The 26,535-nt window shown below is 60.2% G+C and carries 27 protein-coding genes and 2 tRNA genes; 5 read left to right on the top strand and 24 right to left on the bottom strand.

From position 1 onward, the window contains the following. Positions 1–157 precede the first annotated feature (157 nt). From QOL57_RS10215 to QOL57_RS10235, 5 genes are all read right to left on the bottom strand, one after another. On the bottom strand, positions 158–1,222 hold the full coding sequence (locus QOL57_RS10215) for a prolyl oligopeptidase family serine peptidase (RefSeq protein WP_089237111.1): 1,065 nt from the start codon (positions 1,220–1,222) through the stop codon (positions 158–160). 76 nt (positions 1,223–1,298) lie between these two features. Continuing rightward, positions 1,299–1,598: a hypothetical protein gene (locus tag QOL57_RS10220; protein WP_025879032.1), complete on the bottom strand. Its 300-nt coding sequence runs from the start codon at positions 1,596–1,598 to the stop codon at positions 1,299–1,301. Beyond that, entirely contained in the window at positions 1,586–1,801 is a 216-nt protein-coding gene (locus QOL57_RS10225; protein ID WP_089238120.1) for a hypothetical protein, read from the bottom strand. Before QOL57_RS10225 ends, QOL57_RS10220 begins: the two co-directional genes overlap by 13 nt. Before the next feature lie 43 nt (positions 1,802–1,844). After that, complete coding sequence (locus tag QOL57_RS10230; RefSeq protein WP_244900673.1) at positions 1,845–2,057, bottom strand: hypothetical protein; 213 nt, start codon at positions 2,055–2,057, stop codon at positions 1,845–1,847. Between the two features lie 142 nt (positions 2,058–2,199). Continuing rightward, positions 2,200–2,421 carry a hypothetical protein gene (locus QOL57_RS10235; RefSeq protein WP_089238122.1) on the bottom strand — a complete coding sequence of 74 codons (222 nt, stop codon included), beginning with the start codon at positions 2,419–2,421 and terminating at the stop codon, positions 2,200–2,202. Positions 2,422–2,591: 170 nt separating this feature from the next. Here QOL57_RS10235 and QOL57_RS10240 point away from each other — a divergent pair, with 170 nt between their 5' ends. Continuing rightward, positions 2,592–2,894 carry a hypothetical protein gene (locus tag QOL57_RS10240; protein WP_089237115.1) on the top strand — a complete coding sequence of 101 codons (303 nt, stop codon included), beginning with the start codon at positions 2,592–2,594 and terminating at the stop codon, positions 2,892–2,894. A gap of 17 nt (positions 2,895–2,911) precedes the next feature. Here QOL57_RS10240 and QOL57_RS10245 read toward each other — a convergent pair whose 3' ends face one another. Continuing rightward, positions 2,912–3,193 (bottom strand): hypothetical protein, encoded by a 282-nt coding sequence (locus QOL57_RS10245; RefSeq protein WP_244900675.1) that lies wholly within the window; start codon positions 3,191–3,193, stop codon positions 2,912–2,914. Between the two features lie 234 nt (positions 3,194–3,427). On the opposite strand from QOL57_RS10245, the gene QOL57_RS10250 reads away from it, so the two are divergent. Together QOL57_RS10250 and QOL57_RS10255 are read left to right on the top strand one after the other, a co-directional pair. After that, positions 3,428–4,069 (top strand): glutathione S-transferase family protein, encoded by a 642-nt coding sequence (locus QOL57_RS10250; protein ID WP_089238126.1) that lies wholly within the window; start codon positions 3,428–3,430, stop codon positions 4,067–4,069. A gap of 169 nt (positions 4,070–4,238) precedes the next feature. After that, positions 4,239–4,568: a hypothetical protein gene (locus QOL57_RS10255; protein WP_089237117.1), complete on the top strand. Its 330-nt coding sequence runs from the start codon at positions 4,239–4,241 to the stop codon at positions 4,566–4,568. Positions 4,569–4,627: 59 nt separating this feature from the next. Here the strand turns inward: QOL57_RS10255 and QOL57_RS10260 are convergent, their stop codons facing one another. Continuing rightward, on the bottom strand, positions 4,628–5,005 hold the full coding sequence (locus tag QOL57_RS10260; protein ID WP_089237119.1) for a nuclear transport factor 2 family protein: 378 nt from the start codon (positions 5,003–5,005) through the stop codon (positions 4,628–4,630). Between the two features lie 124 nt (positions 5,006–5,129). On the opposite strand from QOL57_RS10260, the gene QOL57_RS10265 reads away from it, so the two are divergent. Beyond that, entirely contained in the window at positions 5,130–6,044 is a 915-nt protein-coding gene (locus QOL57_RS10265; protein ID WP_089237121.1) for a LysR family transcriptional regulator, read from the top strand. A gap of 248 nt (positions 6,045–6,292) precedes the next feature. Here QOL57_RS10265 and QOL57_RS10270 read toward each other — a convergent pair whose 3' ends face one another. After that, positions 6,293–7,102 carry a hypothetical protein gene (locus QOL57_RS10270; RefSeq protein ID WP_141134219.1) on the bottom strand — a complete coding sequence of 270 codons (810 nt, stop codon included), beginning with the start codon at positions 7,100–7,102 and terminating at the stop codon, positions 6,293–6,295. Positions 7,103–7,315: 213 nt separating this feature from the next. Here QOL57_RS10270 and QOL57_RS10275 point away from each other — a divergent pair, with 213 nt between their 5' ends. Further along, entirely contained in the window at positions 7,316–8,311 is a 996-nt protein-coding gene (locus tag QOL57_RS10275; RefSeq protein WP_244900677.1) for a tyrosine-type recombinase/integrase, read from the top strand. 1,122 nt (positions 8,312–9,433) lie between these two features. On the opposite strand, the gene QOL57_RS10280 is transcribed toward QOL57_RS10275, so the two are convergent. The 16 genes from QOL57_RS10280 to rpoD all read right to left on the bottom strand — a co-directional run bounded on the left by QOL57_RS10280 (position 9,434) and on the right by rpoD (position 26,504). After that, positions 9,434–9,994 carry a hypothetical protein gene (locus tag QOL57_RS10280; RefSeq protein ID WP_141134220.1) on the bottom strand — a complete coding sequence of 187 codons (561 nt, stop codon included), beginning with the start codon at positions 9,992–9,994 and terminating at the stop codon, positions 9,434–9,436. Next, positions 9,966–10,535, bottom strand: coding sequence for a hypothetical protein (locus QOL57_RS10285; protein WP_141134221.1), 570 nt, complete (start codon positions 10,533–10,535; stop codon positions 9,966–9,968). Before QOL57_RS10285 ends, QOL57_RS10280 begins: the two co-directional genes overlap by 29 nt. A 193-nt stretch (positions 10,536–10,728) precedes the next feature. Beyond that, a complete protein-coding gene (locus QOL57_RS10290) occupies positions 10,729–11,490 on the bottom strand; it encodes a hypothetical protein (RefSeq protein WP_089237131.1) in 762 nt (253 codons plus the stop codon). Positions 11,491–11,643: 153 nt separating this feature from the next. After that, positions 11,644–11,721 (bottom strand) — tRNA-Arg (locus QOL57_RS10295). Between the two features lie 437 nt (positions 11,722–12,158). Beyond that, a complete protein-coding gene (locus QOL57_RS10300; RefSeq protein WP_089237135.1) occupies positions 12,159–12,467 on the bottom strand; it encodes a hypothetical protein in 309 nt (102 codons plus the stop codon). Further along, positions 12,460–12,750 (bottom strand): DUF5681 domain-containing protein, encoded by a 291-nt coding sequence (locus QOL57_RS10305; RefSeq protein ID WP_089238130.1) that lies wholly within the window; start codon positions 12,748–12,750, stop codon positions 12,460–12,462. Before QOL57_RS10305 ends, QOL57_RS10300 begins: the two co-directional genes overlap by 8 nt. A 366-nt stretch (positions 12,751–13,116) precedes the next feature. Next, positions 13,117–13,785 carry a hypothetical protein gene (locus tag QOL57_RS10310; protein WP_141134222.1) on the bottom strand — a complete coding sequence of 223 codons (669 nt, stop codon included), beginning with the start codon at positions 13,783–13,785 and terminating at the stop codon, positions 13,117–13,119. Positions 13,786–14,019: 234 nt separating this feature from the next. After that, complete coding sequence (locus QOL57_RS10315; protein ID WP_089237139.1) at positions 14,020–16,422, bottom strand: hypothetical protein; 2,403 nt, start codon at positions 16,420–16,422, stop codon at positions 14,020–14,022. Between the two features lie 3 nt (positions 16,423–16,425). Then, positions 16,426–18,075 carry a lytic transglycosylase domain-containing protein gene (locus QOL57_RS10320; RefSeq protein WP_089237141.1) on the bottom strand — a complete coding sequence of 550 codons (1,650 nt, stop codon included), beginning with the start codon at positions 18,073–18,075 and terminating at the stop codon, positions 16,426–16,428. 198 nt (positions 18,076–18,273) lie between these two features. Continuing rightward, on the bottom strand, positions 18,274–18,636 hold the full coding sequence (locus QOL57_RS10325; RefSeq protein ID WP_141134223.1) for a hypothetical protein: 363 nt from the start codon (positions 18,634–18,636) through the stop codon (positions 18,274–18,276). A 678-nt stretch (positions 18,637–19,314) separates the two neighbouring features. Continuing rightward, positions 19,315–19,602, bottom strand: coding sequence for a hypothetical protein (locus tag QOL57_RS10330; protein WP_141134224.1), 288 nt, complete (start codon positions 19,600–19,602; stop codon positions 19,315–19,317). Between the two features lie 1,377 nt (positions 19,603–20,979). Beyond that, positions 20,980–21,690, bottom strand: a complete 711-nt coding sequence (locus QOL57_RS10335; protein ID WP_100309795.1) for a hypothetical protein — start codon at positions 21,688–21,690, stop codon at positions 20,980–20,982. An 844-nt stretch (positions 21,691–22,534) separates the two neighbouring features. Continuing rightward, a complete protein-coding gene (locus tag QOL57_RS10340) occupies positions 22,535–23,749 on the bottom strand; it encodes an integrase arm-type DNA-binding domain-containing protein (RefSeq protein WP_089238134.1) in 1,215 nt (404 codons plus the stop codon). A 177-nt stretch (positions 23,750–23,926) separates the two neighbouring features. After that, positions 23,927–24,002 (bottom strand) — tRNA-Ile (locus tag QOL57_RS10345). A 44-nt stretch (positions 24,003–24,046) separates the two neighbouring features. Beyond that, complete coding sequence (locus tag QOL57_RS10350) at positions 24,047–24,358, bottom strand: hypothetical protein (RefSeq protein ID WP_089237151.1); 312 nt, start codon at positions 24,356–24,358, stop codon at positions 24,047–24,049. 295 nt (positions 24,359–24,653) lie between these two features. Next, the gene (gene rpoD / locus QOL57_RS10355; RefSeq protein WP_089237153.1) at positions 24,654–26,504 is read right to left on the bottom strand and encodes an RNA polymerase sigma factor RpoD; all 1,851 of its coding nucleotides are present in this window, start codon (positions 26,502–26,504) and stop codon (positions 24,654–24,656) included. Positions 26,505–26,535: the final 31 nt, after the last annotated feature.

Consider the following 26,535-nt stretch of genomic DNA (forward strand, 5'->3'; position numbering starts at 1 on the left):
AAAGGACAACAGTGGTATCCGTTGCCTGCCAAACCAGATTGGCCGAACGCGCGTGGTTCGCGGGTGAGTACCGATTGATGCGGCGATCATGCTGCCGAACGGAAACCCACCGGCTCACGCGGGCGACGCGGCGTCTTCACTGCATCTGAACCAGTACTCAGCCGTCCTTGCCCATCATCCAACGAATGGCCTGCGGAAACGACGTCTTCCAGTCGTCCGGATAGAAATGGCCACCGCCATGCGTACGCGAACGTAGTTCGTTACCATCGCTGAACAGCGCGCGGAAATCTGCACTCATCTTCTGGTTGGCCGGCCCTTCCTGTTCGCCGTTGATGACGAACACCCGCTTGCCACGTGCACTGCTCTGCGTAGGCACCGGCTGGCGCCAACCGCCCGGCGACACCAGCAATGCACCGGCGTAGTCATCCGGGTGCTGCGCCAGCAGCGCACCGGCATGCTGCGAGCCCTGCGAGAAACCCATCAGGTACACCTGCTTGCGGTCGATGCACTGGCGCGCGGCCAGTTGCTCCAGCCCCGCCTGCACCACCTTGTGCGTGCCCTCATACGGGCCGGTCCAGCTGAAGTTGTCGAACGACTCGCGCATCTCCGTACCGTTGATGCCCAGCAACACCACACCAGCATCGGCCAGCGGCTGCTCGCTGCTGTCCAGGTGGCCGTTGATGCCGTAGCCGTGCAGCCACACCAGCACCGGCGCACAGGCCGGCATCGCAACACTCTTGGAAGGTTGCAGTACCGAGATGGCGCCCACCTTGCCTGCAGATACCTGCGCATAGCGCGCCTGCGTGTTGCCCAGCACCCGCTTGAAGAATGACGTCGCGCGCAGGTGGTCGAAGTCATCGTTGTCGGCCAGCGCGGGCGCGAACCACATGCCACGCTCATCGGCTTGGCGCAGATAGCGCTCGGCCAGCGCATCGTCACCGCGGCGTGCGAACAATGCCGCTGCGTGGTACGGCGCCTGCGCCAACGTGGGGTCTTCGCGGGTTGCGGCCAGATAGAGCGCCAGCGACTGCAGCAGCGTGGCGTCGTCTTCCTCGGCCCGCTCCATCAGGTCCTGCGCATCGTCGGCATTGATCAGGGCATTCAGCACCGGGCTGATCGACTTGAACGCGATGGTCGAGGCGCTGTCCTGTTCCTCGGCCTGTGCGGTTGGCGCGCAGACAGCGAGCGCCAGGAAAACAGCGAGAGCAGACAGCTTGGGCATGGAGATCTTCCGTGATTGCGGCGACGCGCGGGGCGCGCAGTCTAGCAACCTCGGGGCCGATCAGATCAACGTGCGCTCAACCGTAGGCAGGATGGCTGCCGGTAAGCACGCCCATCGAGAACGCGTAGCCCGCTTCTTCCAGCAACAGCCGCATGCGCAGCTCAGCGCGGCGCGGAACGCAGAGCCCGCTGGGTGCGTACAACGCATAGACGAAGCCGGCACCCTCTACATGCTCGCGCCGGACCGAACAGTTGTTGGTCTCGGCAGCATCGGACCACACGGCCCGCAGCTTCTCCGGACCGATGGACTGGCCGTTGCGCAGGCGAAATGTCAGCCAGCGCACGCCCAGCGGCGGATGGTAGGTCAGGTTAGCCATTGCGCACCTTCAATGCGGCAGCGGAGGCGGTTCAGGACGTCAGGTTGCAGATCGGGATGCTCGTTGCGCGTCGAGACCGGCAGGTCGATGCGGACAGCGCCGTTGACCACTGCAGGAGTGTCCGAATGCAGGTCGATCCACCATCCATCGGGAAGGCGAAGCCCGCGACCGTTCCTGTCATAGAGGTTGATCTGAAAAGACATGACGCTCGCTCCCATCGGAATTCGAGCATACGCCTGCGCAATGTCACTCCAGACTGCGACCCGCCAGTGCGGTCTCCTCGATCCGTTTCACGCAGACGAAGACGAACGCCTCGTCCTGCTGCACCTTCAGGAACGAATCCAGCCAACGCGCAGCGGCGCCGCGGTTGCCGATCACGCCGCCCAGTTCTTCGGTGAGGCAACGGGCACACTCCATGCCACCCGGACTGGGTGCCTGGCAGGCGCGGCATCGCGCCATCGTCGTCGTCCTTGCCGGTCGGCACTGGTACATGATCTTCGTCATCAGGCTTACCGCACGGGCATGGGATGGCATCAGCGCTCTTCCAGAACGTTGGACACAGGAAAGCCGCGCAACGCGCGGCCTTTTCTTTGCTTACTGCTCAGCGGCGAGTGTCACGGCCCTGATCGCTCTTCTGTTCCTGTCCGGACTTCTGCGGGCCGCTCGGTTGCCCATCCTGCTGCTCCTGCTGGCCCGGCGTGCCATCCTGCTTCTGCTCGCCGCCCATTTCATTGCCATCGGTCTGTCCTTGCTGGGCAGCCTGCCGGGTATCGGCCGAAGCGTTGTTGCGGTCGGTCTGGCCTTGCGGCGTATTGTTGTTCATGTCTTGCTCCACCGCAGCGATCTGCTGCAACGCCACTGTGTGCGTCGGCCGGTTACGCAGCTGCATCGGATCGCGCCAATAATGAACAGCCGCCATGAACGGACCGGCAGCACCAACACAGGGTGCTGACACGCGGAGGTATACGTTGGCGTTCCAACAGGAGAAGTCTCATGGAACGCATCACCAACAAGGACTTCGTTGACGTCGAGCGCGAGCTGCAGCACTGGCAGGCCGCGTTCCAGACCGGCGATCTGCCCGCCATCAACTTCCGCCACGAGGTCGCACCGGTCATCCGCCTGGCGTGCGACATCTACGTCCGCAACCCACACGGCACGCGCACGGCGTGGCTCACCGACCTGCAGTCACGGCTCGCACTGCGCACCAGCCTGCGTGGCCACCCGGGCTCGGCGGAAATGGCGATGGGCTGCTGGGCCCGCCTGTCCGGCCCGGCATTGGTCCCGCAAGCAGGCTGACACGCCCTGCGGACAGCTCACTCCTCGCCTGCGTGCAGGTTGCCTTCCTGCATCAGCTGATCGTTCAAGCGGTTCACCAGCGCAATCACAGCATCGGCCAGGGCACGCGCATCGGCGATGGAGCCATGGAAGGCGATGCGGGTGCCCTCCACCTTCACTTCCGCCAATGAAAGCTGCGACGCCAGCGTGGCGCTTTGCTGCAGGAAGCGATCAGTCCACTGCTCATCGGGCGCCTGGTCCAGCAGCGCAGTGATCGCTTCATCGGCAGCCGCATCCACCTGCTGGTGAAGCCGAGGCACGTCGAATCCAACGATCCGCGGCAGTCTGGACGTGCTCACGTACTTCCCCAAGGGTGTGCAGAAGGGCAGTATCGCGTCACCACGGATCCCATGCGAACCGTCCGACGTGAACCGTTCATCCTGCCGGCCCAAGCTCGCGCGCTCGGCGAGCACCTGTGTCGATTCCAGGGTTCCTCGCACGTCGATGAAAGGAAGGCCGGCCAGCGAGGTCGGCTATCGCCGATGGAGATCCCGATGACCCCGATCCTGACCGCATTCAAGCATTCACCGGACCGTGGCCAAGGCCTGGCCCGCGACATGCGCGTGCGCTGGGCGCTGGAAGAACTGGGCGTGGGGTACGACGTCCATCTGCTCTCCTTCGAGGAGATGAAGCAGCCGGCGCACCTGAGACGGCATCCTTTCGGGCAGATTCCCACCTACGAGGATGGCGAGCTTGTGCTGTTTGAGTCAGGCGCGATTGTCCTGCACCTGGCCGAACAGCACCCCGGGTTGCTGCCCGCCGATGCGAGCGCGCGCATGCGTGCGATCACCTGGATGTTCGCCGCACTGAACACCGTCGAGCCGCCGATCGTCGAACGCTCCATGGCGTGGGTGCTGGAACGCGAGCAGCCCTGGTATGCGCAACGGCTGGTGATGCTTGAGGAGCGCGTGCGCAGGCGCCTGGGTGAGCTGTCCGCGCGGCTGGGCGATGCACCGTGGCTGGACGGCGACTTCAGCGCCGGCGACCTGTTGATGGTGTCAGTGCTGCTGCGGTTGCACAGCAGCGGCATCGTCGATGAGTATCCGATGCTGACTGCGTACCTCGCGCGTGCGACGCAGCGGCCCGCCTACCAGCGCGCATTTGCCGCGCAGCTGGCGGTGTTCCAGAACCAGTAGCTCCTCGTCGCCTCCAGTAGCTCCACGACATGCGTGGAGAACGCCATCTGCACGCTGCAACCATTCCCCAGCGAATGGTGAACACCCAGTAAAACGTGCATCCCGCAGCATATCCATCGCCACGCACCATCGCCTACGCTCCGGTTTCGCCACTGCCCGGAACCGGATCATGCCCCTGATTGCCGTCGCACTTGCCTCCGCGCTCTCTGCCCTGCCCCACATCGCCTGGGAACGCGAGCGAGCCGAAGATGCGCATCAGCTCACGCTGTGCCAGATCCACCGCGATCAACTGATGGATCGAGTGGATCGAGCAGAGAGCATGGACACGCACCAGCAGGCCAAAGCAGTCTGCGATCTGCTGGCACGCGAATACAGGCAGAAGTGGGACTTCGACGCGCACGATGCGCTCGCCGCACAGGCGGTGGATATCGACGAGCTGGTGCGGCGCGGAGATGCGGTCGAGGTGCCCCCGGGTAAAGCGGATTACGTTTTTGATTGATGCTGCAGGCACCGCCTGCATCGTTTGTAGGCACCACCAGCACCAACACCGGCCAATGCTTATTCCTTGAAGAGGCCTGCAAAGGTCTGGATCACGATCTTGCCATCGCGGACGATGAGCGTATCGGTCGCCATGATCGCGTTCTTCGCGCGCCAGCGGATGTAGGCGGTCTCACCATGGACCGCCAGCTCATCGATGGTGATGTTGCGCGTGCCGTCCGGGAAATAGTCGCGGTAGACCTGCACGAAGGTCTCGTGGATTTCCGCGTGTCCTTTGATCACAGACCCTGTTCCATTGATGATGATCGCGTCCGTCGCGTAGTCCACCAAGGTCCGGTCCACATCTCCCAGACGGAAGGCCTCCAGATGCCGGTCCAGCACCATGCGGGTTTGTGACGACTGCTCGGTGAGATTCTGCGGAAGCGTTTGCGTGGTCATGGCATATCCAGAATGGGGAGAGGCGCCGCCTGTCTGGCGGCACGGCTAGGATCGGGGCGCCTGCCGTTTCCCGGTAGTCCTCAATCGGTTGAATCACTTGTGATGATTGATTGAGAATGCGTCCATGGAGACTTTGTCCAACCTTGAGTGTTTTGCCCGCGCAGCGGTCACTGGAAGCTTCTCCTCGGCCGCAAAGCAGCTGGGGCTGACGCCTTCAGCGGTCAGTCGCAATGTCGCGATGCTGGAGCGGAATCTTGCGGTCCGGCTCTTTCACCGGACCACCCGCAAGCTGACACTGACCGAAGCCGGGGAGCGCTTGGCGGACTCGATCCGGTCCAACCTCGAGGGCCTGCAGGATGCGATTGCCGAAGCCTCGAACCAGCAGCAGGAGCCCTCAGGTGTCCTCAAGGTCAGCATGGCGAGCGTGTTCGGCATGGATTACGTCCTGCCCCTCCTGCCTGGCTTCCTGGCGGCATACCCGAAGATCAGGATCGACTGGCAGCTGGACAACCGGCATGTCGACCTTGTTGCCGAAGGTTACGACGCGGCGATAGGGCGAGGATCTGAACTTACCCCGGGCACCATCTCCAGGACGCTCGCCCGCGTGCGCATCGTGGCAGTCGCATCGCCCGCCTACATGAAGGCACGGCGCCCTCCCGCGTCGCCACAGGACCTCGCCGGACTCGACCTGATCGACATGCGCTCGACGCGCACAGGGCGACTTGTGCAATGGATGCTGCGGGACGAACACGGCAACGAAGCCGTGTCCCCTGTTGGTGAGCGCATCATCTTCGATGACCCCGGCTGCCTGTGCAAAGCAGCCGCTCTCGGCCTTGGCGCTGCCTTTGTGGCGACCTCGCATGCCCTGCCCTACCTGCAGCGCGGGGAGCTGATTCAACTGCTGCCGAACTGGTCAGCCGACGGCGGCCCGATCTCCATCTACTACGCCAATCGCCGCTACCTGCCGCCGAAGACACGTGTTTTTGTCGACTACGTTGCCGACGCATTCCGGGATCAGGATCTGGCGGGAAGGTTCTGAGGGTTTTGTGTGGAAATTTTGAAACTGCTGCGGGCACTCGCCATGGAGGCCGGTTCTCATGCAGCATGAAGCAGCTGGACTGTCCGGAATGCACACGGATATTCATGTGGTGGCCCACCAGCAACCGCAAAGATATATCAAGTCAATGTTTTTAAAGAATTATTCTCAATGCACTCACCCTAATGACTCGCAAAACGACTCGCTTTGGGTCGGGGCTAGGGTGCAAGAGGCAGTGAACCATGTCACAACTACGGGGAGATCCCTTCCGACAGACCAGAATCCCGCTGTTCTTGGGCGAGTCGCTGCTCACGGATCATGGCAACGGTTTCCCGGGAGATCGCTCCTAAAGAGGTCGCGAAGCCTTGCACGGTCTGGTAGTGCTCCATCGATTCCTTGAAGGTCGGGAGGGAATCTGACAGCAGCGAGAAGATTCCAGGGGAAGCGACCAGTTCAATCTCGGATCCTGGTGGTGCCTTGAATCGACTTTGCCGGTTTTCCCAGACCACCACTTTCTGCAGCTCCTCGAGCAATAATGGCTTCAGGATCAATACGCACTTCAGGATCTGATCGTAGACGTCAGAACAGTATCCCATCGCCGCCTCGGGATTGGGCACTACGGCCTTGTGTACATACTCATTTCGCCGCTCTGTCAATTTTTTCGAAGGTACGAACGCGGTTCCAGTAAGAATTGCGTACTGGGACATGAATGCCCCCAACTGTCGCTCAGATTGACGAGACATTTCCTTGAACTGAAGCTCGATTAGCTCTTCTTTCAGTCCAGCCTTCAAAAGCATCGCCTTCAACATGCATTCGTAAAAGCGTTCCGTTGCGGCACTGAACGTGGTGCACGCCTCTAGCGTGAATCCCGCAAAGAGTGCCTCGGCGCCCGATGCCATCAGAACTTGAAACTTTGGCCCTTGAATTACGGCATACCGCTCATGACCATTGCGGCACTTGTAGGTCCCTCCAAGAGTATCGAAGTACTCGACCGTGATAGGGGCGATATCAAAGTCTTCCTTACCTTGGGAACATGCAGGGCAAGAGGAGTGGTATTTCATGGGACGGAGTGTATTTCAGAGCGACGTGGATACATTACCCGTTCATTCCTGTCACTTCCAGCGACAGGCCCTTGGTGATTTTCTACAGAGAAGGCCCACGCCCTATGGCCTAAAGCCTCGCGTCATTCTGCCGCATAGAATTTCGTTGGGTGTAGACCTTCGGGGCAACAAGCTCTACGAGAAATCGGCCCTCTATCAGGCAATCTACAGCGCATGAAAATGGTCAAGGTCACAATCTACTGGCGGGACGGGGTCGCCTACCTCAACTGGCGCGACGGCGGCAAGAGATTCCGACCGTCCATCGGTCGCGTCGGCGCTCGCGAAGCTGAGGAGATTCGATCAGCGCGCGAAGCGGAGCTGAGGCACGGCGTCCGGATCATCTCCCGGGCGCCACTGCTGCGCGACTTCTTACGCGTCTGGCTGGATTGGTACAAGGCTGAGCATCCAACCACGCATGGCAAGGCCAAGAGCGAGCTGCGGATCATCCTGCAGAATCTCGGCCATAGGCCCATCGACACCTTGCGCCCTATCGAGCTGGAGGCCTACAAGACCCAGCGCCTAGTCAAGGACAAGATGGCGCCTGAAACGGTTGGGAAGGAGGTTCGGCGCCTGCAGGCCGCGTTGAGGTGCGGAGTGCAGTGGAAGGAATTGGATGCGAACCCGTTTGAGGGAATCCAGGCGCCAAGAGGGGTGCGGAGCGTTGCCGTCCGGTTCTATACGAAGGCCGCGATGCAGCGGCTCTATGCGGCCAATGAGGCTCGGGCGAACCTATGGCGATTCATGGCTCACACCGGGATTCGGCGCGGCGAGTTGATGCACCTGAGCCATGAGAACGTAGTGGCCGGGCGCCTGCTGGTTGAAAGTGACCCTGACGAGGATGGCGACGGCCGGACCAAATCCGGCAAGTGGCGGGAGGTTCCGCTGAACAAGCATGCTGCTGCTGCACTTACTGAGCTGCCTGATCCACTGGTCAGCGTCCATAAGGACACCGTGAGCGACTGGTTCTCAACCGATGCCAAGGCGGCAGGAATTGGCGGGAGCCTTCACCGACTGAGGCACACGTTCTGCGCTCACATGGTCATGGCCGGGGTTCCGCTTCGCCGGGTTCAGATCCTGGCCGGGCATGCCGACTACGCCACTACAGAGAAGTACTACGCGCATCTGACCACGGAAGGAGATGCTGCAGCCGTGGCTACGTTGACGTTCTGAATTCAATCATTCACAGAGCGGCCCACCCCGTTGTTCGCAAGGAGTTGCTGCGATGGAATCAGGCAATAAGTTACTGACCCTAGCGCAGGCTGCGGAACTTTCAGCCTGTTCCACAAAGACTCTCCGCAGAGCCATTGATGCCGGGGAGCTTGCCACCGTACGGCTGGGACAAAGCGCGAAATCGGATCGAATTCATGCCGCCGATCTAGATGCTTGGTGGCAGCGGTCGCGGTACGTGCCCCCGCCCATGCCGGTGTTCCCGAAAGCACCTTTCATGGGACCGCTCGTTTCTGATGTTGATGAGCGACTCCAAAAGCTACTGGCAACGAAGCGAACCAAGTCCGCTGCCAGGACCGCGACTGTGCACCGAAGGAAGTAGTCCGCTAGGTGGAGATGTCCGGGAGGCGGACTAGTCCGTCTGAAGCCACTCTTGCCGTTGCTGCTCGGCCTTACTCGCTAGCTCCCCCGGACGGCTGCTGCGCCGAAGTTCTCCGTCTACGCGCTCGTGCCCCGTAACGATGGCTATCTCGCCACTTCAGTACCTCCCCGGCCACCCAAGTGGCTGGGCGCATCGATACCCTGACAGGGAAGTCAGGTCGGCACGCGACAGTCTCAAGCACGCTTCTGCGTGTTAGCCCAAGCAGTTCGCCTACGACGTCCGCATTTATCGCCCTGAGTTCAAATGGCACTAGGCTGTCGTTCTCGTTCATGACCGCGCCCTTGGATGAGGTGGCGCCTCTCAGCCTAGCTCAGGATTTTGCCCCTGTCGCCCGCCAAAAAAATAGGATTCGAACACCCTTGTGCTGCATCGATCTTGGAGCCCCTGGCGTAAAGGCAAGCCCAGATTCTTCTACGCCCGGCGCACGATGCGCAATGCTGTGAAGGACGGAATCCTAGGCCAGGACGAGCGGTTTGGCCCTCACAGTTTGAAGCACCGCGGCGTAACGGATACTCAAGGTGGTAGAAAGCTGGCAAGTGGCCACAAGACAAATGCAATGATGCACATCTATGACCATTCATTACCAGTAGTTAACGAATCACAACACAGGCAGGAGCGCGAGCTGGAAGAGAATTCGCGGCCAACCGAACGTAAAGGCAATCAAGAGTGAGAGGTGCAGGACGTTAGCCCGCCCCTCTCATTGCGACTTTGTAAGGATTAGATTTCCGAGCCTCAGAAAGTGCCCTTGCAAACTTCGGGTCAAACTTTGTTTGATCCAGCTCGTTGCTCTTAAGCGCCTGATCTACTTCGAAAGCAACTCTTCCCCTTGCTACCACTGTCGGATCTTTAACGCCGACGCGGCGAGCGCACTCCAAGGTCATGCCAACAAGTCGTCGCAGCGTGACTTGCTTCACGCTGACATGATTCTTGTCGACATTGGCGATTTTTGTAGTGCCCCCACCGTCGAGATTCACCTCAAGCCCGAGAGCTTGAAGCTGACCATCATCCACGACACAGTAGGCGACGTCATCGAGCTTTTGGGTGCCAACCGTGACCGCCATCGCAATGCGCTCCAACCCGAGGGGCTGATCGCCTGACCCCATCGAATAAAAGGAGATAGCACCATACTTCTGATGAACTTCAAAATTTCGAACAGCAGATCCACAAAGTGAATCCTCGTTGAGCTCACCCTCTATAACCTGCCGAAAGCAAATCTCACGGCGCAGTATTCTTAGCAACTCCATGTGCGCTCTCAATTGTTTGCACAGCACGCTCAATTTCTGCTCGGAGGCGATCCGATTTCATTCTTGACTTAGACGCCTCAAGAGAAGAAACGACCCCGTAATCACCAACTTCCTCTAACGATCGAATTGCTGCCAATCGCTGCTCGTCGTTGTCGCTATCCAGCAGAGAAACGAAAAGATTGTTTCTGGACGACAACGAAACGGGCACGTTGGGTAACGCCAAGTAGCGCACAACGGCCGCCCGGACCTCATCTGTCAAAGACTCCGTCGACGTGTGCAATGCGCGCGCCACTGCCCCCCCCAAGGAAAGTCCATCGTTCAAATGATGATCGATGACTTCCGCGACAACATCTAAGCGATATCCACTATCAAGGTCGTCATCCTTCAGCGCACTCATCGCGACAAAAATCTCACGTGTCGCTTGAACGACAGCATCAGCCTCGGAATACTGGCAAGCCGTATAGGAAGAATTGTACAGAATGCTTACGGGACGATGATTCCCCGTCGCTTCCCATGGCGAACGAAGAGCAGCTCGAAGCATGCGAGCAGCCATAGAATAAGCTTTTGATCCGGCCGCGCTTGGCTTCGCTGAACTGGCGCCCGTGGAGACTGCCGGATCTTGAATGATGAATGACCAAGTAGCAGGGTCGTTCCGCCCGTCTCGGGTAACGACCGGCAGGGCCTCCTTTTGAGCGGAACTCGTAGACAAACGCTTTGTGGGCGCGCTTAAGCTGCTACTGAGAGATCTTTCCATTGACAAGCGTCTCCGTCGCTTCTTTCGCAAGATTCCGGATCAATTCGACTGCATCGGCAGATTTAAGGGGAACAGTTCGCTCAGCAGACGAGTTGAAATCCAACTGAGAGGTAACCGAAAAGCTCTCTGCAATCTTGGGGCCCGGATGAGGGATGCCACCAACTACATTCAATTGGTTCACGAAGTTGTGGATGGTTGCCCAGCGAGAGATACGGTTACATCTAATATTCTCGCCATCAACCTCAAGGGTGAACCACCGATTTATTTGGAAAATCACCTCTCCAGATGACTTCGGATCTAGATTAACTTCAGGCAACAATTCATTCATTTGAGTGTATGCAGAGTCTCTGTCGCTGGCAGGTAGCAGCGCATGTACGCCAACGGCTACACGAGTCACATCGCTCTGCTGAGACAACCAGCCGCATACAGGATCCAAGAAGATCGCCAGGGCGCTCTTGAGATCGCCTAAGCTCTGGCTTTGCAGCGGCGCCTCCTCTTCTTCGACCTTCCAGACGAAATCCGCCCGACCTGGGGCCGTCGCGACAGTGATCTTGCCGACACCCAGCGACCCTAGCTGCTGAGTCTCGCCAAGAGGCTTTCGGATTTCCTTCGACTCCACTTCTACGTCGGGATAGACCTCGTCCAACTCAGGTTCTGCTCGCCCCTCCCCCGCCGCACTCGGCGCGAAGAACGCGGTGGCGCGAATCACTTGGGGGAGCCACTGGCTCAGTTCCACGGGCATAAACGAAGTCCTAATATTCAGATCAAAGGCAGACCCTGCCTACTGTATCGTAGCCTAAAGATGAATGCCCTTGCGAGTGGGGCCTCAGAATTTGCCATTTCAGGAAGGATTTCGGGAGCCCGTCCACAAAATGCCTCAAACCATTGATTCCAATGGCGCGCCCGACAGGAATCGAACCTGTAACCGCCGGCTTAGAAGGCCGGTGCCTAATCCAGCCATCGGGAAGCCCGCTCAGTAGCTGCGCTACGGTTGCTGCAACTTGCTCACCTGCAGTGCAACCTACCTAAGCCCTGCATTCGTCAGACGTGGCCAATGCCGAGTTGCGGGTGCTGGTAGGCTACCCCTAAACGCCAAGGATCCGGCCATGCGTAGACTGCGGCTCATCTTCCTGCCCTGCCTTGTCTTGCTTGGGGGATGCTCCAGGCAGTCCGAAACATGGACCGCCTTCGTCTACCCGCCAGGGAGGTCCTTGGCGGCCGAAGACGCCTCCAAGGCGATCTTCGGCCGCTACGAGTCCTTCGAGCAGTGCCAAGCCGCCTCTATTGGCGCTCTGCGGCAATTGGCCTCCCAGCATCAAACCGAGGACTTCGGGAGCTACGAATGTGGCGTCGGCTGCCGGTACGAAAAGGAGTGGGATATGTACGTCTGCAAGGAGACCCGGAAGTAGCTTAGTTCAGCGAGTGCTGGTCTATGACTGAGTGAAACACATCCACCTCAGCCACCCACCGGCCATTGCTGAAACAGCTAATCAGGCCACATTGGCAGTGTCCGCCCGTCCAGGCAGGACAGCGACCGTCGTGCAGGTCGTAGGCCTTCCAGGGCTCGCCGATTGCTTCTTTTGCCACCTCTGCCCTGCCCTCGAAGTCCTCCGGCAGGCATTGCCGCTCAGCGGCAAACACCACGTAGGTGACCCCGTCCCAAACCTCGGGCGGTCCATCCCCCTCTAAAGTAGAAATTGAGGTCTGCTCCTCAGCCATGACTGCCATCCTCCCTAGTTGCCTCAGGGGAGACAAAGTGGACCGTGATGCCTTGGACGGGCACCGAATCAGGGTCTACCCCTACCGACTGGACTGGCTTGCCGTAGCCCCGATCCAGCAGCGCCTCGCTGGCCGCCTTAGCCAGAGCAGGGTTGTCGCCTCGCATGATAGCCACGAGCTTCTCAATAGCCTCCTCGCCGTACTTTCGCGCCAACTGACGCACCTCAAAATCCACCTTGGGCCGGCCGCTCGGGTTGCCCGATTGTCCTGGCTTGAATGCCATAGCGTTCACCTATTGTTTTCAGTTGTTACCAATGCGAGCCCATGCCTACGGAAGGCCTTGTCCGCAACATCCAAGCCCACCTCCTCGACATGTCGCTGGAGGAAGCTCGCGGCCATCTCGGTGATGTCTAGGCCGCCCAGGTAGACACGTTGTCCCGCATTGGCTCGGAGCATCACTGCAGCGATGCCCTTCACGGCCGCAGGGGATAGAGACGACGACATAGCTACTCCCTCAGTTCGGCGACCCACGCGGCATAGGAAATGCACTCATCGGACGGCGAGTTCTTCTCTGGACCCACGACCCACCCGCTCAGCGTCTTGATGACCACGATCTCTTTCTGATTCAGCCAAGTTGGCATCTGCTCTCCTACACAGGGTTTGTCGTGATGAAACTGCGCTTGTAGTTCGCTGCATTACCCCCAGCGAACCGGCCGCCCATGATTCCGGGCATGCTCGAACCGAACGACTGGCCGCCGCCTCGGGAACCACCGCCAGACCCGCCGCCCAGGAAATTGCCTACGTTGTTGCCGAGCGCCAGGTTCGATCCTGTAGGAGCTGCTACTTGCTGCCCCCATGCGCTCTGTGGGCTCCACTGGCCAACGCTTGCCATTCCGTTGCCGAACTGGGTATTGCCGAAGTTGTTAACCGAGCCTTGACCCTGCAGGAATCCGTTCCACATGCCGCCCGGAGACTGGGACGGGAAGCCGAGGTTCGGGGTGGCACTGGGCGGCGCTGCGACGAAAGCGGATTGAGCAGACGGCGGGGCTCCGTAGATCGGGACAGACTCGGGCTGCACCCTACTGATTCCATAGTCCGCTCCACGAGTCACCCAGCCGCTCAGCCCTCTGTCTGCCAGCTGTGCGGCAGGCGCCCCGCCGAACAGGCCAGCGGCGAACTTCAGCGCAGTTGCGACGGCTGCCCGTCCACCGTTGCCCATGTAGTTGCTGCGACTGTCGAAGACGTTTCCCGGGATGGCACCATTGGCGATGCGCCTACCTGCCCCCTTAAAAAAGGCCGTAGCCCTTGAATCAGTCATACGCTCTCCTGGGGCGCGGATACCGCCCCCTTCATGTGGTTTTGTGAGATCCCAGACGACCGGCCAGGTGTATGCTGACCCGGCCCTCCTGAGGATGGACTTCGATGGATGCTTGGAAGAAGACCCGCTACTCCCTCCCCAAGTCCTGGGAAGAAAGTCAGCAAATGGATGATCGAAAGGACGGCCGTTACGGGCTGGCCTTCGTCTCGCTGCTTATTGCGGCCCCTGTTCTGCTTATCGCGCTGGTAGTGCTTGCCTACTCTGGCTTTGCGGCCGCTTCGTAGCTTCAAGCTGATCCGCAAACTCCGCTACGTCGTCGTTTCCTTCCGAGTCGGCAATACGACGCAGCGTTTGAGCCTGAGAGATCAGCTCCCCGACCGGCTTCTCTCCGTTCTGGGCCACCCAGCGCACAAAGCCCGGACTGGTCATCAAGCGACCGAGGCTGTTAAACGCTGCGGCCAGCGAGGCGGAACTGGTGACGATCCCCGCCGCAAGCAGCGGACTCCCTGCCGCCAGTGCACTCGCTGCGCTGCTCGCTGTACCTGCCGACTGGGTGATGAGCGAAATCAGCCGCCCCGAGCCAGACGGGTTGCGGAACACCGCGCTCCCCTGCCGGATTCTGTCAGTCATGCGAGCGATCTTTTCCATATCCTGACGGAAGCCCATCCCATGGCGGTCGAACAACACCCGCTTAGCCTCCGGGCTCATGTTCGCCCAGTTGGTCAGAAACGTTTCCATGCTGAAGACGTCGCTATCGGCGTTCTGCTGGCTGCCCGTCGCCCGCCCCATTCGGCGAATGAAGGAAGCTGACATCTCTCGCTGCGCATCTTTCGGAAGGGACTGCATCACTGCATGTAGCGTCGTGGCCCCTTCTTTCGTGTTGCCAAACGCGGCCTTGTAGACGGCCTCTGGGCCGCCACTCTTGTCTACCACGTGGGCGATGGAATCGATACGGTTGCTCCTGGCCGCGTAGTAGGCATTTGCACGCCTCCAGGCTTGCTGCGCCTCCGGAGTCGTAGCGGCCGCCTCCATATCCCGCGTGAGGGCTCCGTAGAGCGTCTTCCACTTGTCTCGTGGCACGCTATCCGCCAAGGAGTAGTTGTCTAATTCCTTGCCCACGAGCGTACGCAGTTTGGTCAAAGCTTCGTACGGAATCTGGTTGTCCGCCATCCCTGCGATTGCCGTCTTGACCTGCTCGTCAATCTGCCGAGGACTCGCGACGGGTTGCGAGGCACGCATTCCCAATGTCTGGAGACGCATGTTCTCCGCCCGCGCCTGATCCGCTTGCGCGTTGAGCTGCTGCCTAAGCGTGTCCGCCTGTTGGCGGACATCCGGGCGCTGCAGGGCGGCCTCCGCCCCCCCGATATCCTTAGCTAGCGCAGACTGAATGCCTTGGATTCGCGCATTCTGGAAGAGCTTGGCAACGTTTGGCGCCCCCTCAATGGAAGCATTGAGATCAGACAGTGCCTGCTTGGTGTTCTCGACTTGAACCCGCGTACCCGGCGCAACTTGCTGGGATACCCGGTCATATAGCTCATCAGCCTTCTTCGCTGTCTTTGGAACGAACGCCACCGGACTCTTGCCCTCAACGCCCTCCAGGACAGCTCTACCGGCCTGTTCGGGACTCATAGGCCGCCCGCGTGGGGAGAGCTGTTCCGCATAACGCTCAATGGCCTGACCAGTAGCACTGGATTGCTTGGCCCCCAGCCGTGCAATCGGGCCGGCGCCACCGGGCACATTGCCAAGCATCGTCTCCATAGCTTGGGAGAGCCGACCACCAGTCGCCTGCCCAACACTCGGTGTGGTCCCTGCAGCGGCGAAATCAGTGATTGCTCGGTCGATGTCTTGGGCAGTCACTCGATCACCGGCAGCGTTACGCCCTCTGAGAGCTCCCCGTGTCATATCTGCAACCGTCTGCGGAACGAACCCGCTACGCATACCGGGAAGTGCCGGGATAGTGCCCGGCGCGAAACCGCCAACAACACCTGCTGCGATTTGGGCAGCGGTCCCGCCACCAGCCTCTCGGACGGCGGAACTAGCCCCGGTGCCCGATACGGTGGCTGCAGTCTGTAGGACCGGGTTGGCAGCGAAGAACTCGCCAGCAGCCTGCGTGAGGCCGCGACCGCCACTCGCGGCGGTGCCCGCTCCCAGCGTCAAAGCAGTGCCGGTCAAGCCCTCGCCGATGTCAGAGACGATCCGCTGAGCCTTGGTCTGGGGCCGCTGCATGCCAAGGTCATCCGCAATCTGTTCGCCGATCTGACGGTAGGATGCCGTAGGAACGAAGCCATCACGACCGGCTGCAATGTCTACTTCAGTCGGCACATGGAACCGTCGCCGAATCGGATCTACGACGTAGTGATTGAACGCATCGCCGCCAATGGCGCCCAGCAGCCCACCGACACCCTGCAGTACCTGCCGCCCTCCGTATTCGCCCAGCGACCGACCGACTGCAGTGCCCGGCTGGTCAGCAGTACTCTCCCAGCTGGAGGTCACATCGCCGAAGTCGGGTCGCACCGCCTGCACAGTTGGGAGCGTCACAATGTCATCGGGTTGATCAAACTGGTCAAAGGCGTTCTGACCAGGGCTAGCTAGATCTTGCACGGGGCCATCGAACTGATCGAATGGATTTTTCGTCATTGGTTACCTCAGGTAGTCGTCAGCGCTGACGCCATACTTCTGCTCGAAGGCCGCGCGCATGTTCGGGTTCTTTCGGAGGAAGTCCACAGCTGCCGGAGGCACTTGGCCTTCCTTGCGAGACGACGAGCCCCTGCCCACGATGCGCTCTGGCGAGTAGTTGTATTCCTTTGCCAATCCGGAGTACTGCTCCCGGTACGCGTCAATCTGCTGCTGGGCCTGGTCTCGCAACCCCCTTGCGGAGCTGACGAAGCCCGTTCGCTGCTCGGGGTTCAACCGTTCACCGTTGATTGCCTTGTTGTAGGCATTTCGGATCTGATCCGGCACACCGGCTGCGTTCTGTGCCGTGGCGAATTCCCCCTCCCGAACCACAGACGCGGGATCAAGCATGCGCATGTAAGAAAAGATCAATGCCAGGTCATTCTGCGCAGAGGGGTTGGTGGCTGCCTGTTCGATCTGCCGGTACGAGTTAACAACTGTCTGCGGAGTTTTGATCTGCGAGGAGTACTCCTTTCGCAGCGCTTGCTCAGCTTGCGCCAAGTCGCCAGGGGCGGGGTTGTTCTTTCGATCTGCAGGACCGCCAGGAATTGGCGCAAGACTTCCGCCATCGGCGGTGTACCGATATCCAGAGGGTGCCTGTCGCTCTGTCTGGTTCGGCTCCTTTGTCGGGCGAAAGCCGATCTGAGGTGCCGCCGCAGTTTGCGTGCCAGAGCGCTGAAGAACCTTGGGCACATACGCGCGGGTCTCTGCCGGGGCATTGGCAAGCACCGCGTCCACGTTGCCGCCGTGCGCCTGCATGGCGCGATCCACGTTACCCGGACCCCAGTTGTAGGCAGCCAGGGCCAAGCGCGGGTCGCCATATTGGCGAAGCATCGCCTGCAGGTAGTCCTTCCCCACCCGTTCCATCTCAGCCGGGGACTGATCGCGGGCAGCAGTGACGCCATAGCCCGGATCTCGCAGGGTGCCAGGCATCGTCTGCATGGTGCCCATAGCGCCCTTGGACGACACGGCAGCCGGATTGCCGCCCGACTCGACCTGCATCACAGCCTGTTCAAGGCCCGGCAGCACATCGGCGCCCAGTAGCCCAGCCTTCGGCATCTGTGGCTGTACTGCATCGGGGGCCAGCAGACCACTGCTGATCGGGTTGTTCTGCAGGTCTCGAACCTCGCGAGTGTCCTTGTTAACCCACACGTCCAGCAGGCCATCCCTACCCGTCTTGGGATCTCGGTAACCAATCTGTGTAGGTTCCCATTTCGCCCTTGGGCTCGCCTTCTGGCGAAATTCTTGTGCACCCACCGGATCGACACTCGCCCACTGACTCCATGAGTCCTCATTGAGTGATCCATCAGGATTCAGCACGCCTTTCTGAGCCTGCTCGATGGCCGCGTTACGCTCCATCCCCTGACGAGTACGAGCCAGGATGTCGTTCTTGTACCGGGCATTCTCGGTATCGATGACACCCTCGTTAACAGCAAGGAGGCCAGATTTGAGGCCGTCTGCGAGGGACGCCCCGAAGTTCCCACCGTTCCGGGCGCTGAGCAGTGCCAAGCCGGAGGCTAGCAGGCCCTGCCGAGCTATCGCACTTCGGTCTTGGTCGTTTAGGTTCTGCCAACCGGGCGTGACTCGGCCCAGAAAGTTCTGCAGTTTGAAGGTCATTGGGTTGTCCTGTACTCAAGGCGTCTATCGCGCCATAGGGGGAGAGGCGGCGCCACCGAAGTGGTCGCCGCCAGGAGCCCGCCCTTGGGTAGTAGAGCCCCTATTACTTAAGGCGTCTGGCGGGTGTAAATCGCTCCCGTGCGATCAAGTCGTTGAGCAAGAACCCAGCAGAAAGGGTTGGCTTTTTTCTCCCGCCTCTCACATCGATAGATCGAGCGCTTTCCCCTCGCCGACTTCCCACCCACTGCTCTCGCCCAACTCCTCCAGTAGCGCGTAGCAGGCTCGCTCCAGCCAGTCCCAGAGGATGGCCTGCACGTTGGACACCAGCTCTCGATACGTGGACTCTCGCATTCGGAACGAACGCGCACCATCTCTATAGCTTCGAGCTTCCCTAGGCTTCAGAAGCTTGGCCGCCGCCTCTCGCGCTACTTCCGGCCTGTGCCCCATGGCAGACAGGTACATCTCAACCTTGGGCCAGAACTCCATCCGTTGAGTGGCGTAGACCATCAGCCAAGCTTCGAGCGGGCCATCAAGTGATGCCTCGGAAAGCGCCAGCAGCACAGGGCGTACCGGCCTCACAGCAGGGATGACTACGGTGCCCGCAAACTTGTGGTTATCCCAACGTCGCACCCGTCGTACACGCGTGGCGCACGCGTCGGCACGCATGTTCGCCTTGCGATCAAAGTCCTCCGCCAACGAACGGGCGTCCGCACGGATGCCGCGCAGTGCGATAGCCCTGGAGGCTGCATGTGAGGGGAGATATCTCCTAGCGTCCTGCACCACTCTTCCTCGCGAGTGAATAGCGAGCCCATCGGGATCAAAGGCCCCATCCTCATCTGGCAAGGACTCCACCCACGACGCCTGCCACGACACCGCCATGCAGGGCCCACAACCGAATGCAGCAGCCAATGCCCTAGAAGCTCGATCCACGTTGATCGAACCCTCTGTCCAAGGCTTGGCAAGACCGGGAGCTTCCGGGGCTTGCACCTGCTTGGACCGGGCTCGGTACTGTGCCGGCTGGTTCAAGGGGCGCCCCCCTCAAGCCAAGGCTTCAAGAAGATCTGAAGCTGTGAAGAGCGCGCTCCGCTTGGTAGATATCTATAAGGGAGTACACATAGCGACCTCGGACGGGTGTGGATAACCCCCTGACTGGCCCACATAGCGAACTCACAGGTCTGTATGTGGGCCAACTGTTTCGAGAGTTGGCCTACATAGCGACCTAGTTGGCCCACATAGCGACTAGCCATTGTGATTTCGCCTCCAGTGATTGGGCGCTGTCACGGTCGATGGCTCAAGGTGCTTCTCTGATTCGTCAATCGCGTAGTAGGTGAGCGCGAACAGGCTGCACATGTTCTTGCCGCCCTTGCGAGTCTCGAGGATCCACCGAGCATCCAACAGTTCTCTTTTGGCCGCCTGGACCGTTGCCTTGCTCCTCCAACCTCGTTTGGAAAGCATGGACCAAGGAATACTGAGATCCCCGTTCCTTCCCGGACGGTACTGACGAGCAAGCTCAAGCAGCAGCTTCACCGCATTTCCCGAAAGAAGGCCAAACTCTTCGGAGTCCGATATCTGGTGCTGGATTGAAAGAAAGGGCGGCCCCTTACCCCGCCCCTTCAATCTCTGGTGGCGCTGCTTGTTTTGTTGCCGGCCGGAAAGAGCCACTCCGTGCCCAGCCGGCCTGCTGGCTGGGCCCTGGCTGAAATTGTGCATACACCCCCCCAAGGGCATAGGTGGGAAGCCAGTCAGGTCTTCTTGGGCCGCACCTTCGCGGCTCGCGCGCCAGGAAGATGCGCCCAAGTTCGGCCCGTGCGGATCTGGTTCACTGTGCGAGGGGCTACCCCGAGTCGCTTGGCCCACACCTTCGAGGGAATGGTGTCCACGCTGTCGCGTATCGCTACCGCTTGCTCTGGGGTCAGCTTGCAGTAATGGGACCTACAGCCGTAGCGAGCCATGTTTCTCTCAGCTTGCCTAGCTCGGTTCTCCTGAGGGGTTACCAAATCAAGATTGGAAAGCGCGTTGTTGCCTGCATCGCAATCAAGGTGATCGATCTGCATGCCCTCTGGAATAGGACCGTTTGCAGCTTCCCATACCAATCGATGCGCATACCAAGTGACTCGCGAACATGCCGCTGTCGCCCTCCGGATTACCCTGACATAGGTATCCGAGGTCTGGATTCCGACCTCAAAACCATCTGTGTCAAAGATGCGGCCGGTGGAAAGGCAGACCTTGAGACCTGAGGAAGGGTGGGGAACGAGTTGGGCAGGATCGTGTGGCTTCACAGCTCCACCTCCACCGACTCACCCTGCTGTTCCCGTCTCGCTTGGAGATCTCGCCAGGCGCTCTGAACTTCCTGGGGTGCGTGGTACTCGGTCACCCGGTACGAACCGTGCTCGTCTTCATGGGTAGCTGTGTACGTCTCCAGAAGTCCCCGGCTCACCAGTTCAGCCGCCGCGCGCCGAGACGGCGCAGCCCGACCGCAATCAGAGGTCCAACCGCCCACGTCCAGGAGCCCCATTTGATCTCGATTGAGATTTGAGAAATCGAAATGGTTCACGCTGCGACCTCCATAGAGGCCGCAGCAAGGCGTGCGGGAAGTGTGTAAAGACTATCGAGGTAGACGAATCGACGCGTGCCGATACTGACCGTCTCAAGCAGACCGGCCTTCGCCAGTTCATAAGCCTTAGACCGGCCAATTCCTACCTTCGCGCATTCCGGAATGAAGGGCCGGAAATCCCGATGTCCATATGTATCCATTGACTGCACCGTGTGGCCGCTATGCGCGGCGGGTGAGTCGAAATTTATGGATGCGCGACCCCGAGGGACATGCCATCAAATCCCCAAGTTATGGATCTGGCTCAGCTGAATCAGAATCAGGATTTACGATTCTGATTCAGTGTCACCGGACTACGCCCTCTTCGGGACAGGAGCAAGCTTGGAGATTGCAGCCTCGTCAAGGTCGTCAGTGCTAAAGAACACCGATGTCAGTGCGAGTACCAGCGCCCGGTGTGGCGTGCCGAACTCCCTCACGAAGTTGCTAGTCACTCGCCGGATAAAGCGCAACCTCCTTACGTTAGAGTCGTTCGGCTTCTTGACCTCACTCTCCAACTCGGCAAGGCGAAGCGCACCATTGTGGATTGCGTCAAAGACGAGCCCTAGGTCATTCTTGAACCCGTGATAGATAGAGAACCGAATTCGGTTGAACAATTCCTCTCTTTCGTCTTCGTCAAGAGCCTCGAAATCATTTGGATGTGCATCCTGATAGTTGATCGCGCTGTTGAGCGCAGCGAGATCGAGATCGGGCTGAAAGGGCCAATCTAGGCCGCTTTTCTCGTCATAGAACGGTATGAGCAGTTCCCGCAGAGCCTCGCAGTGGGCGACCATCCTCTTTGAGGCTTCTTGCCGCTGCTTGGATGTCATCTTTTCGAATGGCTCGAGTTCTGCAAGGCCATGCATCACTGCGCGGCTGATCCAGTCCTCCAGCGTCCCTGCCAACATCCCAGGCTTTCGATCTTTGCCCTTCAGGGACTCCAGGCACAGCGCATACTCTGCAGATGCCGTCAGCTTCCGCCAAGCGGCTTCCGCCTCCTGATGCATGAAATGACGAGGCGAACTCATACGTGGCTCCCTATGTGGTCTCCAGCCTGGGGATTCCCGAGCTCCATGCATCCTACCTAGCGCCCTTCAAGTGGGCGATAGTCTCGTCTACTAGCTCGCGGGCCGCCCGCCTAGCCTGGACCATTGATCGAAGGTCAGGGCCACCAGCAGGTGGATTGCACAGCAAGTCCTCCGCAAGCCTCTCGAGACTCTGCCTTGCCTTCTCCCGCGCCCGCTTGGCAGTCTCCTGCTGTGCGCGTTTGGAGCGTCCATCTGCGGCCGCATCGCGTCGGCGCTGCCGCTTTAGGCTTGCTCTCAGCGCAACTTGAGGAAAGCCAAGGGGAAGCATCTCGTCAGTAGCATCGTGAGCGCTCGCATACCAGTGAACGCCTCGCCGGAGATTGTACGAAGCCTCTTCGAAAAGGTGGCAGCCCGCGCCAGACTCCATAGGGTCTTCCACAGGCTGCCAACCGATTTCTAGTGCCCGGGAGAGGAGTTGATCGGCGCCCATTGTTTCCGTCACAACTGCGCCTGTGCTGTCGTAGTAGCACAGACAGAACCTGTCTAGGCGGTGCGCTGCCAACCAGTCCATGCAGACGAGTTGATGGGAGACAAGCAAGCGAGGAGCTATCCCCATCGCCAAGAGTTCGTCAATCGGGTCGGGGGCCTGAATGGTCAATACACCACCGCTGGGATCTTTACGCTCGCTCTCGAAGGCAGCACTTATACTCAGGTTATCCATGGTCGACTCTCCAGTAGTCGGTTGTGGTAGGCCGAGCTAGGGGTTGCCGCCCCTTCCTCGGCCGCTTTGTTTATGCGGCTGTGCTTCTTTGTCCGGCCCTCCTTAGAGGCCTATCTCCAGTGTTTAGGCGCGCTTGGCTTTGAAGGCCAGCACGTTCGGTTCTGCAACGCGCAGCTGGTCGAGATAGTCAGACCAGGCCTGCATCATCTTCCGGCGTTCCGGCAGATGAGTTGCCCTGTTGTAGGCCCGTCCGAGCGGATCCTTCACGGCGTGAGCCAGCTGATGCTCGATGTAGTCCGGGCGATAGCCAAGCACTTCGTCCAGCACCGTTCTTGCCATCGCTCGGAAGCCATGGCCGACCATCGTGTCCGAGTCGAAACCAAGGTTACGCAACGCTGCATTGAGCGTGTTCTCGCTCATTGGCTTCAGGGCACTACGGACACCGGGGAAGACGAACTCGCTACGCTTGGTGTAGGGGTACAGGTCCTGAAGCACTTCCACAGCTTGGCTAGAGAGCGGAACGATGTGCGGCGTCCTCGTCTTGCTGGTCACGTAGCGCCACTCTGCAGCATCCAGATCGATGTCGGCCCACTTTGCCTGCCTCAGTTCCCCAGGGCGAACAAACAGCATTGGGGCCAGCTTTAGCGCGGCCTGAGTGACCAATGCCCCCTGGTAGCCCCACAGCGCGCGAAGGAGGCCAGCAATGACAGCGGGGTCAGTCACGCTAGCGAAGTGCTTGGTCTGAGGCTGCTCAAGCGCTCCTGTGAGGTCTTGAGCGGGATTTCGGTCAGCACGGCCCGTAGCGATGGCATAGCGGAAGATGCGGCCGGCGTGGGCCCTCGCCCGATGGGCAGTCTCGACTACGCCTCGCTGTTCCAGCTTCCTAAGCGCAGCCAGCAGAACCGGAGCAGTGATGTCCCGAACAGGCAGATCCGCCAACCCAGCCAGATCCTTCTCGATCAGCCGACGCTCGCGGACAACGGACCCAGGGGAAAGGCCTTCCTTTGTCCGCTTGGCGAGCAACTCCAAGCCAATGGCACCGAAGGTGTTTGCGGCGCGCTCTCCTTGCACTGCCTTCTCGACCCTTGCCACCTGAGCGGGATTGGCTCCACCGCGCAGCAGCGAACGCAGACGGTCACGCTCGACGCGGGCGGCCTGCAGGGACATAGACGGGTACTCGTCGAGGGTGACGATGCTGGCCCTGCCGGCGTACCTATAGCGGTACCGCCAAGCCTTCGACCCCGTTGGACGCACCTCAATGCATAGCCCATTCGAGTCGGCGATCCGGTAGGCCGCCGCCTTGGGCTTCAGTGTGCGAACTTTGGTGTCGGTGAGCATGTGAGTCATCCGCCAGTGAGTCAGGGTCAGGAATTACCTACCCTCGACTCACAGCCTGACTCACTTTTTTTGCGGATGCAAGTGGATGCCAAAGGATGCCGATGGACGGTCAACTGCCGTAAAAACCGTACACCGCCTGCACTCTTGGACATCCCCGGACTTCGCTGGACGTCAATGTGGTGGGCCCACCAGGATTCGAACCTGGAACCAAGGGATTATGAGTCCCCTGCTCTAACCGTTGAGCTATAGGCCCTGCGCAGCGTCACAGTGTAGTGGAGCACGGCCGGAGTCGGCTACTCAGTCGGCAGCAGCAAGCGTCTCGCCAATCCGCTGCAACCGTCTCTCCGCCATCCCAGCCAACTGCTCCATCTCCTGCAGATGCACCTGGAACAGCGCCACTGCTTTCATGGCACCTTCCAGCGCTCTGCGGTTGCTGCCGGCAAACCCAGCGACCAGCTGCTCTCCCGACTGCGTCAGCAGCGCCAGCGTGGCCCGTCGGGCGAAGCCCAGCCGGTCTTCCAGTTCGTCCTGTATGACGTCCTCCCACGTCATCAACGGCGGGAAATCCAGGGCTGCGGCAACAGGCACATCATGTTCAACAGCGTTCATGGCCAAGCTCCAATGCTCAACAGGGTTGATACCGCAGATACACGCATTGCGCGTGTCCTTGCAGCGCGTCCGCATCGGTGCCGGTGATCCCATCCCGCCCACGAGGTGTGTTGAGCACCTGCGACGCCAGAGTGCGTTTGTCGCCCTGGAACGTCAAAGGGCGGATGCGTCACTGCCAACGGAAGCCGAACACCGGCTCGGCCCTGCAGCAGATCCCCCCAAAGAAAAACCCCGCCGAAGCGGGGTTTTTCTCGACAGAAGCCGTTGCCGAGCATGGCTCGGCACTACCTGGAAATCAATCGATATCCAGGAAGCTGCGCAGCTGCTCCGAACGGCTCGGGTGACGCAGCTTGCGCAGGGCCTTCGCTTCGATCTGGCGGATGCGCTCGCGGGTCACGTCGAACTGCTTGCCGACTTCCTCGAGGGTGTGGTCGGTGTTCATGTCGATGCCGAAGCGCATGCGCAGCACCTTGGCTTCCCTCGGGGTGAGGCCGGCCAGCACGTCGCGCACGGTTTCAGACAGGTTGATGTTGGTGGTGTTCTCGATCGGGGACTCCACATTGGTGTCCTCGATGAAGTCGCCCAGATGGGAATCCTCGTCGTCGCCGATCGGGGTTTCCATCGAGATCGGCTCCTTGGCGATCTTCATCACCTTGCGGATCTTGTCTTCCGGCATGTCCATTTCCTTGGCCAGCTCCTCCGGCGTAGCCTCGCGGCCGTACTGCTGGAGCATCTGGCGGGAAATGCGGTTCAACTTGTTGATCGTTTCGATCATGTGCACCGGAATACGGATGGTGCGCGCCTGGTCGGCGATCGAACGGGTGATGGCCTGGCGGATCCACCAGGTCGCATACGTGGAGAACTTGTAGCCGCGACGGTACTCGAACTTGTCCACGGCCTTCATCAGGCCGATGTTGCCTTCCTGGATCAGATCGAGGAACTGCAGGCCGCGGTTGGTGTACTTCTTGGCAATCGAGATCACCAGACGCAGGTTGGCCTCGACCATTTCCTTCTTGGCCTTGCGCGCCTTGGCTTCGCCGTAGGCCATGGCACGGCTGAGTTCCTTCAGCTCGTCCAGGTCCAGCAGGGTGACCTTCTCGATGTCGATGGTGGCCTGCTGCTCGGACACGATCTGGTCCTTCACTTCACGCAGCGCCGAAGACCACTTCTGCTTGCGCTTCAGTGCGTCTTCCACCCATTCCAGGTTGGTCTGGTTGCCTTCCCAGGAACGGATGAAGTCCTTGCGCGGCATGCGGGCAGTGACGGTGGCCAGGTTCAGCACGCGGCGCTCGTGGGCCTTGACGCTGCCCATGGTGTCGCGCAGCTGCTTGGTCAGCACGTCGGTAAGCGGCAGCGGCAGCTTCAGGGTGACGAACACCGCCGACATCTCCTCGCGGAGCTTCAGCAGGTTCTTCTTGTCGCCCTTGGCAGCCGCCTTCTTGAAGGCGTTGAGGGCATCAGCCAGCGCCTGCATGCGCGCGGCGACTTCCTCCGGATCCGGACCGGTCGGCGCGGCTTCTTCATCGGCGCCATCGACATCGTCCTCTTCCTCGTCGTCAGCGTCATCGCTGTCATCCGAGTCGTCGGCCACGGCAGCAGCCGGGGCCGGCACTTCGTCGGACAGGTCATTGAAGCCGACGATCACTTCGGCGAGGCGCTTGCGGCCTTCCTTGTGCGCTTCGTAATCGGTCAGCAGCGATTCGACCGACACCGGGAACTGGCCGAGTGCGGCCTGGACCTGGGACAGGCCTTCTTCGATGCGCTTTGCAATGGCGATTTCGCCTTCGCGGGTCAGCAGCTCGACGGTACCCATTTCGCGCATGTACATGCGCACCGGGTCGGTGGTACGGCCACCTTCGGTGTCGAGCGCGCTCAGCGCGGCGGCAGCTTCTTCGGCTGCGGTGTCGTCGACCTCACGGTTGCCCGTGTTGCCGTCGTTGAGAAGCAGGGTTTCCACATCCGGAGCAACTTCATGGACATCAATGCCCATGCCGTTGATCATGCCGATGATGTCTTCGATCTGTTCCGGATCGACCATGTCGTCCGGCAGATGGTCATTGACTTCGGCATAGGTCAGGTAGCCCTGTTCCAGGCCCTTGCTGATCAGTTGCTTGATTTCGGATTGGGCAGGACGTTCGTTGGCCATGTAGTGCTCGCGCCACCGGCTAGGGGGAAAT

This window comes from Stenotrophomonas sp. yr243 (genome assembly GCF_900184195.1).
Classification (GTDB): domain Bacteria; phylum Pseudomonadota; class Gammaproteobacteria; order Xanthomonadales; family Xanthomonadaceae; genus Stenotrophomonas; species Stenotrophomonas lactitubi.

What these genes read in the sequence shown, in the direction of transcription:
- QOL57_RS10215 (WP_089237111.1), bottom strand. Translation starts at nt 1,222, where the DNA reads ATGCCCAAGCTGTCTGCTCTCGCTGTTTTCCTGGCGCTCGCTGTCTGC.
- QOL57_RS10220 (WP_025879032.1), bottom strand. Translation starts at nt 1,598, where the DNA reads ATGGCTAACCTGACCTACCATCCGCCGCTGGGCGTGCGCTGGCTGACA.
- QOL57_RS10225 (WP_089238120.1), bottom strand. Translation starts at nt 1,801, where the DNA reads ATGTCTTTTCAGATCAACCTCTATGACAGGAACGGTCGCGGGCTTCGC.
- QOL57_RS10230 (WP_244900673.1), bottom strand. Translation starts at nt 2,057, where the DNA reads ATGGCGCGATGCCGCGCCTGCCAGGCACCCAGTCCGGGTGGCATGGAG.
- QOL57_RS10235 (WP_089238122.1), bottom strand. Translation starts at nt 2,421, where the DNA reads ATGAACAACAATACGCCGCAAGGCCAGACCGACCGCAACAACGCTTCG.
- QOL57_RS10240 (WP_089237115.1), top strand. Translation starts at nt 2,592, where the DNA reads ATGGAACGCATCACCAACAAGGACTTCGTTGACGTCGAGCGCGAGCTG.
- QOL57_RS10250 (WP_089238126.1), top strand. Translation starts at nt 3,428, where the DNA reads ATGACCCCGATCCTGACCGCATTCAAGCATTCACCGGACCGTGGCCAA.
- QOL57_RS10255 (WP_089237117.1), top strand. Translation starts at nt 4,239, where the DNA reads ATGCCCCTGATTGCCGTCGCACTTGCCTCCGCGCTCTCTGCCCTGCCC.
- QOL57_RS10260 (WP_089237119.1), bottom strand. Translation starts at nt 5,005, where the DNA reads ATGACCACGCAAACGCTTCCGCAGAATCTCACCGAGCAGTCGTCACAA.
- QOL57_RS10265 (WP_089237121.1), top strand. Translation starts at nt 5,130, where the DNA reads ATGGAGACTTTGTCCAACCTTGAGTGTTTTGCCCGCGCAGCGGTCACT.
- QOL57_RS10270 (WP_141134219.1), bottom strand. Translation starts at nt 7,102, where the DNA reads ATGAAATACCACTCCTCTTGCCCTGCATGTTCCCAAGGTAAGGAAGAC.
- QOL57_RS10275 (WP_244900677.1), top strand. Translation starts at nt 7,316, where the DNA reads ATGAAAATGGTCAAGGTCACAATCTACTGGCGGGACGGGGTCGCCTAC.
- QOL57_RS10280 (WP_141134220.1), bottom strand. Translation starts at nt 9,994, where the DNA reads ATGGAGTTGCTAAGAATACTGCGCCGTGAGATTTGCTTTCGGCAGGTT.
- QOL57_RS10285 (WP_141134221.1), bottom strand. Translation starts at nt 10,535, where the DNA reads ATGCTTCGAGCTGCTCTTCGTTCGCCATGGGAAGCGACGGGGAATCAT.
- QOL57_RS10290 (WP_089237131.1), bottom strand. Translation starts at nt 11,490, where the DNA reads ATGCCCGTGGAACTGAGCCAGTGGCTCCCCCAAGTGATTCGCGCCACC.
- QOL57_RS10300 (WP_089237135.1), bottom strand. Translation starts at nt 12,467, where the DNA reads ATGGCTGAGGAGCAGACCTCAATTTCTACTTTAGAGGGGGATGGACCG.
- QOL57_RS10305 (WP_089238130.1), bottom strand. Translation starts at nt 12,750, where the DNA reads ATGGCATTCAAGCCAGGACAATCGGGCAACCCGAGCGGCCGGCCCAAG.
- QOL57_RS10310 (WP_141134222.1), bottom strand. Translation starts at nt 13,785, where the DNA reads ATGACTGATTCAAGGGCTACGGCCTTTTTTAAGGGGGCAGGTAGGCGC.
- QOL57_RS10315 (WP_089237139.1), bottom strand. Translation starts at nt 16,422, where the DNA reads ATGACGAAAAATCCATTCGATCAGTTCGATGGCCCCGTGCAAGATCTA.
- QOL57_RS10320 (WP_089237141.1), bottom strand. Translation starts at nt 18,075, where the DNA reads ATGACCTTCAAACTGCAGAACTTTCTGGGCCGAGTCACGCCCGGTTGG.
- QOL57_RS10335 (WP_100309795.1), bottom strand. Translation starts at nt 21,690, where the DNA reads ATGAGTTCGCCTCGTCATTTCATGCATCAGGAGGCGGAAGCCGCTTGG.
- QOL57_RS10340 (WP_089238134.1), bottom strand. Translation starts at nt 23,749, where the DNA reads ATGCTCACCGACACCAAAGTTCGCACACTGAAGCCCAAGGCGGCGGCC.
- QOL57_RS10350 (WP_089237151.1), bottom strand. Translation starts at nt 24,358, where the DNA reads ATGAACGCTGTTGAACATGATGTGCCTGTTGCCGCAGCCCTGGATTTC.
- rpoD (WP_089237153.1), bottom strand. Translation starts at nt 26,504, where the DNA reads ATGGCCAACGAACGTCCTGCCCAATCCGAAATCAAGCAACTGATCAGC.